Raw genomic sequence first — 15,299 nt, 5'->3', positions numbered from 1 at the left:
AGGGGGAGGGGTCCGCACGGCACCGCGGCCTACTCGCCGACGCTCGGCTCCCCGCCCTCGTACGCCGCCGTCAGCAGCGCCAGCACACCGTCCACGGTGACCTCGCGCGGGTTCGGATACGTCTGTGCGACGGCCTGTTCGGCGGCCACCGCCAGGTCGGTCTTCTTGAGGCCGAGTTCGGCGAGGCTGCGGGGAGCGCCGAGGTCCCCGGCCAGCGCCCGCAGGGCATGGGGGACATCGTCGGTGCCGCCCAGGGCGCTGGAGAGCGCGGTGATCGCCCGGGGCGTGGCGGGCGCGTTGTAGGCGAGGGCGTACGGGAGGACCACCGTGTGCGTCTCGGCGTGCGGCAGGCCGAAGGTGCCGCCGAGGACGTGGCACAGCTTGTGGTGCAGGCCCATGGTGGTGGCGCCGAGACAGGCGCCGCAGAGCCAGGCGCCGTACAGGGCCCGGCCGCGCGCGTCGAGGTCGCCGGGGGCGGCGGCCACCAGCGGCAGGGCCTGTGTCATCGCCCGTACGCCCTCCTCGGCCATGAGCGAGACGAGGGGCGAGGCGTCGGGCGCGTAGAGGGCCTCGACGGCGTGGGCGAGCGCGTTGACGCCGCTGGTGACGGTGAGGGGGACGGGGAGCGAGAGGGTGAGTTCGGGGTCGTAGACGACGCTGCGGGGCTGGACGGCGGGGTCGCGTCCGGTGCGCTTGGCGCCGTGCTCGGTGAGTCCCCAGACCGGGGTCATCTCGGAGCCGGAGTAGGTGGAGGGCACGGCGATCAGGGGCAGGCCGGTGCGCAGCGCGATCGCCTTGCCGAGGCCGATCGCCGAACCGCCGCCGACCGCGACACACCCGTCGGCGCCGGCCGCGCGCGCCGCCTCGACGGCCCGGTCGGCGACCTCGACGGGTACGTGCATCCGGGCCTCGGCGTGCAGCCCCGCACAGGCGTCGCCCAGGGCGTCCGCGACCGCGCGTGCCGTGTCCTCGCCCCTGCCGCCGCAGACCACCAGCACCCTGCGCAGCCCGAGCCGGGCGGCCTCGTCGGGGGTGGCGGAGACGGCGGCGCCGGGCCGGAAGACGATCCGCGCCGGCTGGGTCTCGTACGAGAAGTCGAGCGGGGTGTTCATGTCGGTCATGGTGCTCATTCCGGTTCCAGTACGAGGTCGAAGCGGGCGTTGCGGAAGGGGTTCGGGACGCCGAACTCCCCCGCCAGGGACGGGTCGTCGGTCTCCGTGAAGTCCTGGACCAGGCTCTTCTTGACCGCGAACACCGCGTCGGAGTCGAGGTAGTCGCTGCCCGCGACGAAGATGTGCGTGGTGACCGGGGCGTGGCCCTCGGCCGAGGCGATGAAGTGGATGTGGGCGGGGCGGTAGGGGTGCCGGGCCGTGGCGCGCAGCAGTTCACCGACCGGGCCGTCGGTGGGGATCGGGTACGGGCTCGGTACACAGGTGCGGAACCAGAAGCGGCCCTCGGCGTCGGCCGTGAACAGGCCCCGCCCGTTGCCGGCCGGCTGGACGTCCGGCTGCTGTACGTCGTAGTAGCCCTCGGAGTCGGCCTGCCACACGTCGAGGACCGCGCCCGGCAGCGGGGTGCCGCCCTTGCCCAGTACCCGGCCGCTGACCACGCACGGTTCGCCCCTGCCCACCAGGTCGAGGTTCGCGCCGAGTGCGCGGATCGGCGATCTGGTCAGGTGGAACGGGCCGAGGACCGTCGACTCGGTGGCACCCGGGTCGCGGCGGCCGTCCAGCGTCTCCACGAGCATCGAGACGCCGAGCACGTCCGACAGCAGGATGAACTCCTGGCGGGTGTCGGTGCACTGCTGCCCGGTCGCGGTCAGGAATCCGATCGCGCGTTCCCATTCCGCCATCGTCGGCTCCGTCTCGCGCACGAAGTCGTGCAGATGACGGGTGAGCGCGCCGAGCAGTTCACGCAGACGCGGATCGGCCGTGCCCCGCAGGCTGTCGACGACGGCGTCGGTGATGCCGTGCGTGAAGTCGGTCGTGGCATCGGCCGTCGTCGAACGGTTCGGTTCGTCTGTCATGCCGCTCCTCGTGGTGTTATCGGGACTGATCGCCGTCGGTGCCCGGGTCCACGAAGTGAAAGCCGGGCTCGGGAAACCTGGCGAACGCCCGGTGGGGCACGGACGAGGTGTAGGCGCCCGCGAGGGAGAACACCACACGGTCGCCGGCCCGCAGCCCAGGCGCCCGGACGTCCCGGACCAGGACGTCCCTGGAGGTGCTCAACTGGCCGGTGAGCGTGACCCGTTCACGGCGCACGACGGGCCGCGGCCAGGAGTAGGGCCACCCGTCCACTTCGAGTACGGACCAGGGCTGGTCGGGCCACGGCTGGTCGGGCCTCCTGGACGCCGACGTGCGCAGGTTCACCGCGCCACCGCGGACGACGGCGAAGTCCTCGTGTGCGCCGTGCTCGACGTCCAGCACCTCGCTCGCGTACCAGCCGCAGTACGCGGTCAGCGCGCGACCGGGCTCGATACTCAGGGTCAGTTCCGGGTGCGCGGCGACGAGTCGGGCGAGTCCCTCGCCGTACGACTGCCAGTCGAAACGGCGTTCGGGGTGCTCGTAGTCCACCGCCATGCCGCCCCCGACGTTCACCTCGGGGAGGCGCAATCCGTGCCGCGCGGCGAGTTCACCGGTCCAGGCGACGACGCTCTCGGCCACCGCGAGGTGTTCGGGGGCGTGCAGGCCGTTGGCCAAGTGGGCGTAGACGCCGCGCAGTTCGAGGTTCGGGTAGCTGCCGTCGGTGAGCAGGCCGACGATCGTGTCCGCCTGTTCCGGGTCGAGGCCGGAGGCCCTGCGGCCGCCGTCGGCGAACAGGTGGTCGGCCACCGGGAGGTTGAAGCGCGGCAGGACCGCCACCCGGCCGTCCGGAGCGTGCCGCTGGGCCAGCCCGGCCAGCATGTACAGCTCGTACTCGCTCTCCACGAGGAAGCGTGTCACGCCCTGCTCCAGCGCGTCCAGGAGCTCCGTCGGGGTCTTGTCCTGGCCGCCGAAGGCCAGTGGGTGGTCCGGCGCCGCCCGGGTGACGTGGGCCAGTTCGCTGTCGGTGGAGACCTTGTAGCCGTCGACATACGGGGCGAGCGCGGTCAGGATCTCCGGTTCCCGGTTGGCCTGGGTCGCGTAGTACAGCTCGACGCGCTCGGGCAGCGCGGCCCGCACCGACGCGGCGTGTGCGCGCAGTGCCGCCAAGTCGTATACGTAGGCGGGAAGTTCCGTGGGCGGCAGGGTCAGGATGCGGTCGCGCACCGCGAGTGAGGGTGTGTTCATGGGGCACTCCGGGTCGTATGGCGCAGGATACCGTCGGCACGCGACGAGGGCGGCGGACGGGGACCGGAGCAGCGGCCCAGGGGACGCGGACGGTCGGGGACATGACACGTGCCACGGCAGCCGCCGAAATCGACCGGGCCGGATCGACGCGCTCCCCGTGCCGGGCCGGATCGACGCGCTCTCCGTGCGGGGTCGGTCGGCTCCGGCGGGGCACCGTGGGGGTACCGACCGAGCGTCCGGTTCGGCGCGGCGGCGGGGAACCGGGAGACCGGCGGCGCCGTGCTCCGGCACGCCGACGCCTCCGCTCGCAGGGCCCGCGCCCTGTGGCATCCCACCATCATGCTGATCCGCGACTCCATACCCGAGGCCCCTCACGATCTCTACCCGGTGGGAGATCCTTCGGCACCTCGAGCGGTCGGCGGTGTGGCGGCCCGTCACCCGGACCCGGCGGATCCTGAACCTGGCCGGCGGTGCGGGGGCCGGCTGATGGTTCCTGAACGCGGCGCGGTGCCCGACCCCGGGTCGGGGTCGGGCACCGCGTGTGGGTCGGTCAGCAGGTGGCGGAGGCCGGGAGGCCGCCGTACTGGTCGCCCTTGAGGTAGACGGCGCTCACATAGCCCTCGGCCAGTCGCACCCAGACGTCGTTGACGTAGCCGTTGTCGCGGATGGTCTCGCCGTGGGTCCAGCAGGAGGCGCCGCGCGGCTGCCCGGCGGCGACGTGCCCGGTGATGTCGGTGGTGGTCGTGGGTCCGGAGCGGACGTTGACGTTCACATACGGCGTGACGGCGTACGGCAGCCCAGCCGCCGCGGCCTGCGCCCCGGCCGCGCCGGTCAGCAGCAGTCCGGTGGCCAGCGCGCCGACGCCCGCCGTGGCGAACGCCTTGGTCCTCATCCTCATGGTCATGTGGTCCTTCCCCCTGGTGGAGTCCGGGCGTGTTCCCGGGCCGGGCCGTGCGGCCCGCCCGGTCACACCCGGGCCCACCCTGCCGGGTCGACGCCCGGGGGCGGAACTTCTTTCGACGACGCTCGAAACGTCCGGCCACGACAGGCCGGTACGCGAGGGTGGCCCGCGGTTCGAAGCCGGTGTGTCCGTCCGCGCGGCCCCGCGGCGCGTCGGCCCTGTCGCACAATGGGGCGATGATCGACGGTACTTCGCCGACAACAACCCAACGGCCACCCGGGCTGGTCAAGGACGACGAGCTGACCGGCCATGCCGTGGTGGCCAACAGCACCATGAACCGCGAACGCGTCCTGGCGGGCGTCAACAGCTACGCCCGCGAACTCGGCTTCTCCCCCGCCGAGTTCCTGAACGACCACGGACCCGCCCCGTCCTGGCTGGACCTGTGCAGCGGAGAGGGACTCGCCCTCCGCGAGGCGGCGCGGCGACTGCCCCAGGCCGTCATCACGGGCGTGGACCTGGTCGGCCCGCTGCTGCGGACGGCGCTGCCCGACGGCCTCGAACTCGTCACCGCGGATCTCGGCCGGTGGTCACCGGGCCGCCGCTACGACCTCATCACCTGCGTCCACGGACTGCACTACATCGGCGACCGGCTCGCCCTGCTGGAGCGGGCCGCCTCCTGGCTCACCGGCACGGGTCTGCTGGTCGCCCATCTCGATCCCTCGACGCTGCGGCGCCCGGACGGCAGCGACGCGTCCCGCCCGGTCCTGGCGGCACTGCGGGCCGCCGGCTTCCAGTACTCGGCCCGCCACCACCGCCTCAGCCTGCGGGGCGGCCGCCCCGTCACCCTGCCCTTCGCCTACCTCGGCGCCGACCCGCACGCCGGCCCGAACTACACCGGTCAGCCGGCCGTCGCCTCGTACTACCGCTGAGCCCCGGCCGGCCCCGGAAACGAGGAAGAGGCTGTATCGAAATGTCCGATACAGCCTCTTACCCGCGACTTCAAAAGTCGGGACGACAGGATTTGAACCTGCGACCCCTTGACCCCCAGTCAAGTGCGCTACCAAGCTGCGCCACGTCCCGGTGCGTTCACCCGCGGTGTTCCGCGTGATCGTGCGAACAGAACTTTACCCCACGTCGGGGGCTGCTCCGAAGGGGGCGCGGGGCGCGCGACAATCGGGGCATGAACGCAACATCCGGAGGTCGGCGGGGCGACGGGCGGGATCGGGACACGACGGGGCGGGCGCGCAACGCCCGGCCGCGGGACGGACTGGGACGGCCGCTGCCGTACGGCGCCGACGGCGTGGAGCGGCAGCCGGAGGGAGTCGTCCGCGGCCCCGAGGAGACGGTCGCCGAGGCGCAGGCACTGCTGGACGCGGGGAAGCCGTTCCACGCGCACGAGGTCTTCGAGGACGCCTGGAAGTCGGGCCCTGAGGGTGAGCGCGCGCTCTGGCGGGGGCTGGCACAGCTCGCGGTGGGGCTCACGCACGCGGCCCGTGGGAACACGACGGGCGGTGCCCGGCTGCTGCGGCGTGGGGCCGGGGCGGTCGAGGAGTGGGCGGCGGGGGCGGACGGCCGGGACCGTCCGCATGAGCTGGACCTCGCCGAACTGGCCTCCTGGGCACGGGAGCTGGCGGCGGTCGTGGAGCGTGAGGGTGCCGCGATCAGCGCGGTGGCGTGGGCGCCCCGGCTGCGGGGGCGCCGGGACTGACGGGTGCGGTGGCGCCGACAGGCGCGCGGTGCGTGCGGCGTCACCCGGGTGCGGTGCGTCCGCTGTCAGTGGCGTGCGGCAGACTCGGGGTGTGCGAAAGATTCATGTCATCGGCATCGGCGCGGGCGACCCCGACCAGCTCACCTTGCAGGCGGTCAAGGCGCTGAGGAGCACGGACGTGTTCTTCATCCTGGACAAGGGCGAGGTGAAGTCGGACCTCGTCCAGCTGCGCCGTGACATCCTCGACGCACACATACCGGAGGGGTCCTACCGCCTGGTCGAGGCGCGCGACCCGGACCGTGACCGGGCCGCCGGGGGCTCCGCCTACTCCCCCGCCGTCGGGGACTGGCGCAGTGCCCGCGCCGACATCTACCAGCGGCTGATCGCGGAGCAGCTGGGCGAGGGCGAGAGCGGCGCGTTCCTGGTGTGGGGGGATCCCGCGCTGTACGACAGCACGCTCGGGATCCTGGAGGAGATCCTGGAGCGGGGCGCGGTGGCGTTCACGTACGAGGTCGTGCCCGGCATCAGCAGCGTCTCCGCGCTGGTCGCCCGTCATCGCACCGGGCTGAACCGGGTGGCCCGTCCCGTCCAGATCACCACGGGGCGGCGGCTCGCGGAGGGCTTCCCCGAGGGTGTCGACGACGTGGTCGTGATGCTCGACGCCCATCAGACCTTCCGGCAGTACGCCGACGAGGACATCGACATCTACTGGGGCGCCTACATCGGTACACCCGACGAGATCCTGGCCTCCGGTCCGATAGCCGAGACGGCCCCGCGCATCGAGCGGCTGCGGGCCGAGGCTCGGGAGCGCAAGGGCTGGATCATGGACACGTATCTGCTGCGCAGACATCCGCGCGGGTAGCGGGATCGGCCGAGCGGTGCGCCCCACCCGAACCCGGGAACTGGAGTCCAGCGGGGCGAGCTGACCGGCCCCTCCGTCATCGAGGGCCGAGATCCAGCCGGGCCAGGGCCGACGGCACGTCCGGCACGGCGGTCACGTCCGCAGGGAGCGGGGGGCGGCGTACGACGACCACGGGGAGGGCGAGGTCGCGTGCGGCGGTCAGTTTGGCGGCTGTCGCCTCACCTCCGCTGTCCTTGGTCACCAGCACGTCGACGCGGTGTGCGCGCAGCAGGGTCTTCTCGTCGTCCGGTGTGAAGGGTCCCCGGGTGAGCAGCACTTCCATGTCCTGGGGCATCGGCGGCTCGGGGGGCTCCACCGTACGGACGAGGAAGTGGAGCTCGCAGAGGTGGGCGAAGGCCGCCAGTCCCAGGCGGCCCGTGGTGAGGAAGACACGGCGGCCCAGGGACGGGAGGAGTGCGGCGGCTTCGGGGAGGGAGCCGGCCCAGTGCCAGCGGTCGCCGGGGCCGGGGGTCCAGCCGGGGCGGCGCAGCACCACGGCCGGGATTCCCGTGGCCGCGGCGGCACGCGCCGCGTTCGCCGTGATGCCGGCGGCGAAGGGGTGGGTGGCGTCGACCACCGCGTCCACGCGGTGCTCGCGCAGCCACCGCGCCAGCCCGTCCGCCCCTCCGAAGCCCCCGACGCGGACGTCCCCGTCGAGCGTCCCCGGCCGGGAGACGCGCCCCGCCAGGGACGTCGTCACTCGGACACCGGGGCGCGCCGCCAGTTCGGCGGCGAGTCGGCGTGCCTCGGTGGTGCCGCCGAGGACCAAAACATGGGGGGCCATGGCGTCGAGCCTACGAGGTGGTCAGCGCAGCAGGAGCTGCACCCCGCCCACCACCGTCGCCGCGATGACCAGCCGCTCGAACAGGATCTGGTTGATGCGGTGCACGGCCCATTTACCGAGGCACGCCCCCGGCACGACGAAGATCGCGAGTGCCGCGTCCAGGAGCAGCGAATGCCAGTCGATGAGCCCGAGGCCCACGCTGAAGGGCACCTTGGAGACGTTCACGATCAGGAAGAAGAAGGCCGAGGTGCCCAGGAAGCCGAGTTTGCGGAAGCCGGCCGACAGGAGGTACATCGACATCACCGGGCCGCCCGCGTTGGCGACCATCGTGGTGAAGCCGCCGAGGACGCCGTACGAGCGGGCCTTGACCCGGCCGGCCCGGGTCGAGACCGGGTCGGGTTCCTCGGCCTGGGCGGCGGCCCGGCGGCGCCACATCGTCACCGCCGCCATCAGCAGCAGGATCGCGCCGATCGAGGTCCGTACCATCCCGTCGTCGGCCCACACCAGGAACAGCGTGCCGAACACGACGCCCGCGGCGACCGCCGGGAACAGCCGCCACAGCGTGGGCCAGTGGGCGTGCCGCCGGTAGGTGAGCACGGCGAGCACGTCCCCGACGATGAGGAGCGGCAGGAGTACGCCGGTCGAGGCGCGGGCGGGCAGCACGGCGGCGAAGATCGCCAGGCTGACCGTGTTGGCGCCGCTCACGGCGGTCTTCGAGAAGCCGACGAGCAGGGCCGCGGCGGCGAGCGCGGCGAACTCCCAGATGGATATGTGCCAGAGCGTCATCGTGTTCATGCGGGAACCGATGCTAGGCGCACGCATGTCCTGACGTAAGGACCGTCTCGCCAGGTGACCCCTGCGGCGGCGGGTGGACCCGTGGGTCGGGGCCTCGGAGAATGCCCTCGCCCGGTCCAACTCCCGTGGCAGACTGCTCGAACATCAACACGACCGTGAGCAGAGGAGTGCCGCATGACCGCGACCGGGCCTTCCGCCCAGCGGATCGACACCAGCAGGCCGCACCCGGCACGGATGTACGACTGGTTTCTCGGCGGCAAGGACAACTACCCGGTCGACGAGGAGCTCGGGCGGCGGATCATTTCCACGGACCCGAGCGCTCCCCGCTCGGCCCGCGGCAACCGCTGGTTCATGCAGCGCGCCACCCGCTGGCTGGTCCGGGAGACCGGCATCCGCCAGTTCCTCGACATCGGCACCGGCATCCCCACGGAGCCGAATCTCCACCAGATCGCCCAGGCCGCCGTCCCGGACGCGCGGGTCGTCTACGTCGACAACGACCCGATCGTCCTCGCCCACGCCGAGGCCCTGCTGCGCGGTACCCCCGAGGGTGTGACGGAGTACATCCAGGCCGATGCCCGGGAACCGGGGAAGATACTCGAACAGGCCGCCCAGGTCCTCGACTTCGACCGGCCCGTCGCGCTGTCGCTGATCGCTCTGATGCACTTCATCGCCGAGGAGGACGGCGCGTACGACCTGGTGGACACCCTGGTCGACGCGCTGGCGCCGGGCAGTTGTCTGGTCCTGTCCGCGTTGACCGGCGACTACGACCCCGTGACGGTCGCGACCGGTATCGCGGCGTACGCGGCGGGCGGCGTGACCCTCGTGGCCCGCTCGCACACCGAGGTCGGCCGCTTCTTCCGGGGACTCGACCTCGCCGACCCCGGGGTGGTGTCGGTGTCGAAGTGGCATCCCGAGCTCGCGCTGGACGAGGACGAGATCGACGACGCGCCCGTCCCGCTGTACGGCGCGGTCGGTTTCAAGTCCCCCCGTTCCTGAGGAACCCGCACACCCGCCCCGCTCCCGGCCCAGAGCGCTCCCACCGCCGCGCCCGATGTCGACGACTGCCCCCTGAACAAGGCCGGCCATCGTGCAAGCCTCCCTGGTGAACGGACAGTTCGACGAGGATCACGGATCCCGGTGGACCGGCGATGACCTTGAGCTTGTACCGTGCGGGCGGTGGCGACCGGGGAAGCGGGAGGCGGGCTGTGGGAGCGGATCACCGTGTGGGGGATGTCCTGTTGGTCTCGTGCCCGTACACCGACGCACGGGTCACCCGTCTCACCCGACGGGAAGTGGTCGTCGAGTGGCCGTGGTGGGAGGTGGACCCGGAGTGCGACTGGATCGAGTGGAACGGCCAGGTGGCCCTGGCAGGCGATCCGGCCTCGTACGACTGGGACTTGGAGCTGTTCCGCACCGAGCCGCCGCCCCGGCACCTCAAGGTCGGCGCGGTGTGCAAGGTCGGCATCCCTCCCACGGTGGTGCATGTGATGAGCGTCGAACGGATGGATCCACCGCTGGAGACAGGACGTCTCCCCCGTCCCGGAACGCAGGTGATGGTGCTGCGCGCGGGACAGTCGCACGATCCCGACCTGGAGTGGCAGGGCTACGGGATCGCCCCCGACGACGGGATCCCGATCGCCCTCGACCTGCTGCTGCGCCCGTACGCCTGCCTCGTGGCGGGTGACGAGGTCGCGGACGCCGCGGGGCGCGCCTGGCGGTTCGACGCGCCTTGGGACTGGCACCCGTTCGACGGTCTGGAGCCCTCCGAACCCGCCTGGCCGCTCAGTCTCCTGACCCGCGACGGCCACCCCGACGACGCGGCGGCGACCGTCGTGGCGCGGGCGACGCGCAGCGGTTCGCACGAGCAGGAACTCGCCCGCTGGGTGGAACTGACCCAGGCCAGACCCACCCGCCTCGTCGTGGTACGGGACCCGGCCCGGCAGCCGAACCACTGACCCTGGAACGCCCCAACATCCTTTTTGCCCCGAGGGGTTCCGCCGGTTCGCGCGTAAACAGAAACGACGCTGCCGGCGACACCTGAGGATCAAGGAGCAGGGGACGACATGAGATTCCTGGAGCGTGAGCGCGCGGCCCTCGCCAAACTGCTGCCCGGCCTCGACGAGAGTCTGAGGGCCGTACCGCTGATGACACTGGAGGGGCCCAAGAGCCCCGGCATCGGGTTGTTCAGGGAGGCGGGCGGGCCGGGTCTGCTGGCCCCGACCGCCTTCCAGGGCCGGGGTGCCACCGCGTTGGAGACCCTGCGGGTGCAGCGCGCGCTGGGCAGCCGTTCGCCCTCGCTCGCGGTGGCGACGACGATGCACCACTTCTCGATGGCCACGCTGGTCGGGCTGAGCGACTCCGGCGAGGGGCTGGAGTGGATGCTCGTGCAGGGCGTCGCGTCCGAGAACCGGCTGATGGCGTCCGGCTTCGCCGAAGGACGCAGCGGCACCGGCATCCTGTCGCCCTCCATGTCCGCCACCGTGATGCCCGAAGGGGTGCGCATCACCGGCGTGAAGCGCCCGTGCAGCCTCGCCCGTTCCATGGATCTGCTCACCGCCAGCGTGATGGTGCCGTGCGAGGAGGGCGAAGGAGAGGAGCTGGCCGTGGCGCTGGTTCCCGCCGAGAGCGAGGGGCTGAGCGTCAGCGGCTTCTGGTCGAGCACCTTCCTGGCGGGCGCCGAGAGCGACCAGGTGACGTTGGACAACGTACTGGTCCCGAAGGAACTCCTGGTGCGCACGGCCTCGCCGGCCGGGGCCCGTCTCGACGAGGTGCAGACCGCCGGCCTGGTCTGGTTCGAGCTGCTGATGACCGGCAGCTACCTCGGCGCCGCGAGCGCCCTCGTCGAGCGGGTGCTGCTCAACGACCGGGTGCCCGACGCCGAACGGGTCCGGCTGCTGGTGGAGATCGAGGGCGCGACGGCGACGGTCGAGGGCCTCGCCCGCCGGGTGGACGAGGGCACGCCCGACGAGTCCGCGCTCGCCGACTCGCTCTACGCGCGCTACACCGTGCAGGACGCCCTCGCCCGGATCGTGCCCCGGTCCGTCGAACTGCTCGGCGGGCTCAACTTCATGACCTCGGACGAGGTCGGATACCTCGCCGCCTGCTCCAACGGCCTCGCCCTGCACCCGCCGTCGCGCTCGCGGATGACCGGCCCGCTGTCCGCGTACCTCGCCGACGAGCCGCTGACCATCGCCTGATCCCGGCCCCGCCAGGAGCTCCCCACAGGGGCGCGGAGAACGGCGCGATCAGCCACGAACAGCCCGCAGTCGCCGCCGAACAACAAGAACCGAGCTCATAGGCGCCCGGCGCGCGCAAAACCCCAGCACCCGAACACCCACCCGCCCGGACACCCGCCCGTCCGTCCGGCAGGACCTACGCTCACTCGACCGAGGGGATCACCGCCATGCCTCTGTCCCGGCCCCGGCCCAGCGCTCCGACCAGTCCGCAACCGCCCGCGAAACGCCCCACAATTCTGCTCACCGGTGGCGCCGGGGTACTCGGCAGAGCCCTGATCGAGGAGCTGTCGCCGGACTTCGGAATCGTCTGCCTGCGCCATCGCACGCCGGTGAACGACCACCGGGTCCGTGAGGTCCGCGCCGACCTGCTGGCACCCGGACTCGGCCTGGCCCAGGCGGACTTCACCCAGCTCATCGCCGACGTGGACCTGGTGGTGCACTCCGCCGCCGCCACCAACTGGAAGGCGGAGCCGGACCAGATCCGGCGGGCCAACCTCGACGGCACGATCGCGATGCTCGACCTCGCCGCCCGCGCCGAGGCCCCGTTCTTCCACATGAGCACCGCCTTCGTCGCCAACCCGCTGGCGCCGGAGGAGCAGGAGCGCTTCCCGGGTGCCGCCGCGTACCTCGCCTCCAAGACGGCGGCCGAACAGGTCGTGCGCGACGCCCCGGTGCCGGGCGTGATCATGCGCCCGTCGGTGGTGATGGGTGACTCCGTCACCGGCCGGATCGCCGGGATGCAGGGGCTGACGCGGGCACTGGGCGCCATCGTGAAGGGGCAAGTGCCGGTGCTGCCGGGAGCACCGGACGCGCGCATCGACATGGTGCCCCAGGACATCGTCGCGCGCGCGGTGGGTGACCTGGTGAGGGCCGGTGTCACGGGCGGCGAGTACTGGCTGACGGCCGGCACCGAGGCGCTGCTCCAGCGTGAAGTGGTGGACACCTGCCTGGAGTTCGCCGACCAGTGGGGACCGCGTCCGCATCCGCCCCGGCTCATTCCGCTGGAGTCGGTGCACCGGCTGCTCCTGCCGCTGATCGAGGGCCCCACGTTCCCGGAGTCGCTGCGCCGCCGCTTCCAGACGTACGCGGAACTGCTGCTCGTCTTCCAGCGGGCCCTCCCCTTCGAATCGTCCCTCGGGTCGCCGCACTGCGGCACGGCCCTGTCGAAGGACGACCTCCGGCGGGCGCTGGTCCGCAACCTGGCCGCCTGGTCCACCGGGCGCGGCGGCATGCGCACCCGCCTGCGTCCGGGGCCCGCCCAGGACACGGCGGCGAGGTCCCAGCCCTCGCAGGCCACCCACACGCAGGAACTGGCGTCATGACGGCGGCCCCCGCCCCCGTCGTGGCGCCCGCCGCCGGATCCGTGGCACCGGCCGCCGACCCCGCCACGGACCGCGCGCACATCGCCCGGCTCTACCGCGAGCATCTCTCCTCCGGCCGCTCGGTCCTCGGCACGGTGCTCGGCGGCATGCTGGAGACGGCGTCCGACGGCGCGTGGGTGTTCACCGAGGACGGCCGCCGCTACCTCGACTTCGGCGGGTACGGGGTCTTCATCCTCGGGCACCGGCACCCCCACGTGACCGCGGCCGTGCACCGCCAGGTGGACACCCATCCACTGGCCGGGCGGGTCTTCCTGGAGCCCGTCGCGGCCCTCGCCGCCGAGGCACTGGCCGCACGGACCCCACCGGGCCTCGACCACGTCCACTTCGTGAACTCCGGCGCGGAGGCCACCGAGGCCGGTCTGAAACTGGCCCGGGCGCACGGCCACACCGCCCTTGTCTCCACCGTCGGCGGCTACCACGGCAAGACCCTGGGCGCGCTGACCGCCACCGCCAACCCGAAGTACCAGCAGCCGTTCCAGCCGCTGCTGCCGGACAGCACGGCGATCCCGTACGGGGACACGGCCGCGCTGGAAGCCACGCTCGCCGAACTCGGCCGCCGGGCCTGCGTGATCGTCGAGCCGGTGCAGGGCGAGGGCGGCGTACGCATTCCACCGCCGGGCCATCTGGCGGAGGTGAGCCGGCTGTGCCGGACGTACGGGGCCTTCCTGATCATCGACGAGATCCAGACGGGCCTGGGCCGGCTGGGCTCGTGGTGGGGCATGGACGCCGAGGGTGGCCTGCCCCCACAGCCCGACGTACTGCTCGTCGGCAAGGGACTCAGCGGCGGTGTCGTGCCCGTCGCGGCGATGGTCGCGACCGCGGCGGCCTACGGGCCGTTCTCCCGCGACCCCTATCTGCACACCTCCACCTTCGCGGCCTCCCCGATCGCCTGCGCCGCCGCGCTCGCCGCGGTCGAGGCCCTGGACCGGGAGGACGTCGTCCCGCGTGCCAAGGCCCTGGGCGAGCGACTGCTCGCGGGCGTCCGGGCCGCCTGTGCCCCGTACACCGGCGGCCTGGTGCGCGAGGTCCGCGGCCGGGGTCTGCTGATCGGCCTGGAGTTCACCGAGGAACAGGCCGTGGGTGAACTGATCCTCGAACTGGTCGGGCGCGGCGTCCTGGTGAACCACTCCCTCAACGCCACCCGGGTGCTGCGGCTGACACCGCCCGCGATCGTCGGCGAGGAGGAGGTACGGCTGTTCCTCAGCGCCCTGACCGAGGCGCTGCGCGTCGTCGCGACCCACATCGGCTGACCCGTCCGCTACCGCCGACCCGTCCCTACCGTGGAAAGGCACCACCTCCCATGCGTCACGTGACCGTACGGCTGACCGCCCACGACGTCGACCCCGAGACCGCCTACCAGCGGATCCGTGATTTCCGCCGGTATCCCGAAGTCACCGAGACCGTCCGCGAGGTCGTGGTCCATCCGCCCCATGACGACGGCACGGTGGTGTCGGACTGGACCGTGCGCTTCAGGAACGGTCTGATGCGCTGGTCGGAACGGGACGCGTTCTTCCCGAAGACGCGGACCATCGGTTTCACCCAGATCACAGGCGACTTCGAGCTGTTCGAGGGCACCTGGCGGTGCGCGTCCGGCGAGGACGGTACGGCGGTGACCTTCGACGCCGTCTTCGACCTGGGTATCCCCACGCTGGCGGAACTCCTCGACCCGGTCGCCGACTCGACACTGCGCAGCAACATCGAGCGCATCCTGCGCGGGCTGCTCGGCAGGGTCACGCCCACCCCGGCCCAACTCGCCGACAGCGTCGCCCCCGCGCATGGCTGACCTCACCCTCGTCCCCCGCCAGCCCCGTCCCGACGGCCCGTCCGCCGCGGGCTGGGACACCCTGCGGGACGAGCCCGGTCCCGACACGGTCCGCTGTCTCGGTCTCTACGCCAAGCTGACGGCCGGCGTCACGGTCGTCACCGCGCTGGACGGGGCGGGCCCGACCGGGATGACGGTCTCCGCGCTGACCTCCCTGTCGGCGCGGCCGCCACTGGTCCTCGCGTGTCTGCGCGGCAGTTCCCGCACACTGACCGCCCTGCGGGAGCAAGGTGCCTTCGCCGTAAACGTGTTGACGGATCATCAGAGATCGGTCGCCGAACTCTTCGCCGACTCCTCCGTGCCGCCCGCCAGGCGGTTCGACGGCAGCCCGGTGCGCCGGGTGCTCGGCCTGCCGGTGCTCGTCGACGCGCTCGCGTGGTCGGTGTGCCTGGTCGAGGACGTACGACCGTACGGAGATCACCACGCCGTCGTCGGACGGGTGATGGCGGTGGAGGTGAACGGCGGACGGCCGCTGCTCTGGCACGACCGAGCGTTCCACGC

General features: G+C 72.4%; 16 protein-coding genes and 1 tRNA gene. 10 read left to right on the top strand and 7 right to left on the bottom strand.

From position 1 onward, the window contains the following. Positions 1 to 29: 29 nt before the first annotated feature. The 4 genes from ACFVWD_RS26040 to ACFVWD_RS26025 form a co-directional block, all read right to left on the bottom strand. Complete coding sequence (locus ACFVWD_RS26040; protein ID WP_389599526.1) at positions 30 to 1,112, bottom strand: maleylacetate reductase; 1,083 nt, start codon at positions 1,110 to 1,112, stop codon at positions 30 to 32. Between the two features lie 14 nt (positions 1,113 to 1,126). Beyond that, positions 1,127 to 2,026: an intradiol ring-cleavage dioxygenase gene (locus ACFVWD_RS26035; protein WP_389599417.1), complete on the bottom strand. Its 900-nt coding sequence runs from the start codon at positions 2,024 to 2,026 to the stop codon at positions 1,127 to 1,129. A 16-nt stretch (positions 2,027 to 2,042) separates the two neighbouring features. Next, the gene (locus ACFVWD_RS26030) at positions 2,043 to 3,269 is read right to left on the bottom strand and encodes an alanine racemase (RefSeq protein ID WP_389599415.1); all 1,227 of its coding nucleotides are present in this window, start codon (positions 3,267 to 3,269) and stop codon (positions 2,043 to 2,045) included. Positions 3,270 to 3,819: 550 nt separating this feature from the next. Beyond that, positions 3,820 to 4,167, bottom strand: a complete 348-nt coding sequence (locus ACFVWD_RS26025; protein ID WP_389599414.1) for an SH3 domain-containing protein — start codon at positions 4,165 to 4,167, stop codon at positions 3,820 to 3,822. A gap of 239 nt (positions 4,168 to 4,406) precedes the next feature. Here ACFVWD_RS26025 and ACFVWD_RS26020 point away from each other — a divergent pair, with 239 nt between their 5' ends. Then, the gene (locus tag ACFVWD_RS26020; protein ID WP_389599412.1) at positions 4,407 to 5,099 is read left to right on the top strand and encodes a class I SAM-dependent methyltransferase; all 693 of its coding nucleotides are present in this window, start codon (positions 4,407 to 4,409) and stop codon (positions 5,097 to 5,099) included. A 77-nt stretch (positions 5,100 to 5,176) separates the two neighbouring features. On the opposite strand, the gene ACFVWD_RS26015 is transcribed toward ACFVWD_RS26020, so the two are convergent. Further along, positions 5,177 to 5,250: transfer RNA gene (locus ACFVWD_RS26015), tRNA-Pro, on the bottom strand. Positions 5,251 to 5,350: 100 nt separating this feature from the next. On the opposite strand from ACFVWD_RS26015, the gene ACFVWD_RS26010 reads away from it, so the two are divergent. Continuing rightward, positions 5,351 to 5,878, top strand: a complete 528-nt coding sequence (locus tag ACFVWD_RS26010; protein WP_389599410.1) for a DUF309 domain-containing protein — start codon at positions 5,351 to 5,353, stop codon at positions 5,876 to 5,878. 91 nt (positions 5,879 to 5,969) lie between these two features. Beyond that, complete coding sequence (gene cobF / locus ACFVWD_RS26005; RefSeq protein ID WP_389599409.1) at positions 5,970 to 6,740, top strand: precorrin-6A synthase (deacetylating); 771 nt, start codon at positions 5,970 to 5,972, stop codon at positions 6,738 to 6,740. A gap of 76 nt (positions 6,741 to 6,816) precedes the next feature. Here the strand turns inward: cobF and ACFVWD_RS26000 are convergent, their stop codons facing one another. After that, positions 6,817 to 7,563 carry a cobalt-precorrin-6A reductase gene (locus tag ACFVWD_RS26000; RefSeq protein ID WP_389599407.1) on the bottom strand — a complete coding sequence of 249 codons (747 nt, stop codon included), beginning with the start codon at positions 7,561 to 7,563 and terminating at the stop codon, positions 6,817 to 6,819. A gap of 21 nt (positions 7,564 to 7,584) precedes the next feature. Then, positions 7,585 to 8,358 (bottom strand): sulfite exporter TauE/SafE family protein, encoded by a 774-nt coding sequence (locus ACFVWD_RS25995; RefSeq protein ID WP_389599405.1) that lies wholly within the window; start codon positions 8,356 to 8,358, stop codon positions 7,585 to 7,587. Between the two features lie 174 nt (positions 8,359 to 8,532). Here ACFVWD_RS25995 and ACFVWD_RS25990 point away from each other — a divergent pair, with 174 nt between their 5' ends. The 7 genes from ACFVWD_RS25990 to ACFVWD_RS25960 form a co-directional block, all read left to right on the top strand. After that, entirely contained in the window at positions 8,533 to 9,354 is an 822-nt protein-coding gene (locus tag ACFVWD_RS25990) for an SAM-dependent methyltransferase (protein ID WP_389599403.1), read from the top strand. A 227-nt stretch (positions 9,355 to 9,581) separates the two neighbouring features. Further along, a complete protein-coding gene (locus tag ACFVWD_RS25985; protein WP_389599401.1) occupies positions 9,582 to 10,313 on the top strand; it encodes a hypothetical protein in 732 nt (243 codons plus the stop codon). 108 nt (positions 10,314 to 10,421) lie between these two features. Beyond that, positions 10,422 to 11,555, top strand: a complete 1,134-nt coding sequence (locus ACFVWD_RS25980; protein WP_389599399.1) for an acyl-CoA dehydrogenase — start codon at positions 10,422 to 10,424, stop codon at positions 11,553 to 11,555. Between the two features lie 206 nt (positions 11,556 to 11,761). Then, complete coding sequence (locus ACFVWD_RS25975; RefSeq protein ID WP_389599397.1) at positions 11,762 to 12,916, top strand: SDR family oxidoreductase; 1,155 nt, start codon at positions 11,762 to 11,764, stop codon at positions 12,914 to 12,916. Beyond that, the gene (locus tag ACFVWD_RS25970) at positions 12,913 to 14,226 is read left to right on the top strand and encodes an aspartate aminotransferase family protein (protein WP_389599396.1); all 1,314 of its coding nucleotides are present in this window, start codon (positions 12,913 to 12,915) and stop codon (positions 14,224 to 14,226) included. The genes ACFVWD_RS25975 and ACFVWD_RS25970 overlap by 4 nt, the downstream gene beginning before the upstream one ends. Before the next feature lie 50 nt (positions 14,227 to 14,276). Beyond that, a complete protein-coding gene (locus tag ACFVWD_RS25965) occupies positions 14,277 to 14,759 on the top strand; it encodes a type II toxin-antitoxin system RatA family toxin (RefSeq protein WP_389599394.1) in 483 nt (160 codons plus the stop codon). Then, positions 14,752 to 15,299: flavin reductase family protein (locus tag ACFVWD_RS25960; protein WP_389599392.1), on the top strand; the 548-nt coding region annotated here is incomplete at its 3' end. The genes ACFVWD_RS25965 and ACFVWD_RS25960, both read left to right, overlap by 8 nt.

It is taken from the genome of Streptomyces sp. NPDC058086 (genome assembly GCF_042885015.1).
Classification (GTDB): domain Bacteria; phylum Actinomycetota; class Actinomycetes; order Streptomycetales; family Streptomycetaceae; genus Streptomyces.
Note: the sequence above shows the minus strand (reverse complement) of the source record. Positions and strands in the feature narration are given on the sequence as shown.

Bases quoted from the DNA above. Each gene is read 5' to 3' on its own strand.
- ACFVWD_RS26040 (WP_389599526.1), bottom strand. From the start codon at position 1,112: ATGAACACCCCGCTCGACTTCTCGTACGAGACCCAGCCGGCGCGGATC.
- ACFVWD_RS26035 (WP_389599417.1), bottom strand. From the start codon at position 2,026: ATGACAGACGAACCGAACCGTTCGACGACGGCCGATGCCACGACCGAC.
- ACFVWD_RS26030 (WP_389599415.1), bottom strand. From the start codon at position 3,269: ATGAACACACCCTCACTCGCGGTGCGCGACCGCATCCTGACCCTGCCG.
- ACFVWD_RS26025 (WP_389599414.1), bottom strand. From the start codon at position 4,167: ATGAGGATGAGGACCAAGGCGTTCGCCACGGCGGGCGTCGGCGCGCTG.
- ACFVWD_RS26020 (WP_389599412.1), top strand. From the start codon at position 4,407: ATGATCGACGGTACTTCGCCGACAACAACCCAACGGCCACCCGGGCTG.
- ACFVWD_RS26010 (WP_389599410.1), top strand. From the start codon at position 5,351: ATGAACGCAACATCCGGAGGTCGGCGGGGCGACGGGCGGGATCGGGAC.
- ACFVWD_RS26000 (WP_389599407.1), bottom strand. From the start codon at position 7,563: ATGGCCCCCCATGTTTTGGTCCTCGGCGGCACCACCGAGGCACGCCGA.
- ACFVWD_RS25995 (WP_389599405.1), bottom strand. From the start codon at position 8,358: ATGAACACGATGACGCTCTGGCACATATCCATCTGGGAGTTCGCCGCG.
- ACFVWD_RS25990 (WP_389599403.1), top strand. From the start codon at position 8,533: ATGACCGCGACCGGGCCTTCCGCCCAGCGGATCGACACCAGCAGGCCG.
- ACFVWD_RS25980 (WP_389599399.1), top strand. From the start codon at position 10,422: ATGAGATTCCTGGAGCGTGAGCGCGCGGCCCTCGCCAAACTGCTGCCC.
- ACFVWD_RS25975 (WP_389599397.1), top strand. From the start codon at position 11,762: ATGCCTCTGTCCCGGCCCCGGCCCAGCGCTCCGACCAGTCCGCAACCG.
- ACFVWD_RS25970 (WP_389599396.1), top strand. From the start codon at position 12,913: ATGACGGCGGCCCCCGCCCCCGTCGTGGCGCCCGCCGCCGGATCCGTG.
- ACFVWD_RS25965 (WP_389599394.1), top strand. From the start codon at position 14,277: ATGCGTCACGTGACCGTACGGCTGACCGCCCACGACGTCGACCCCGAG.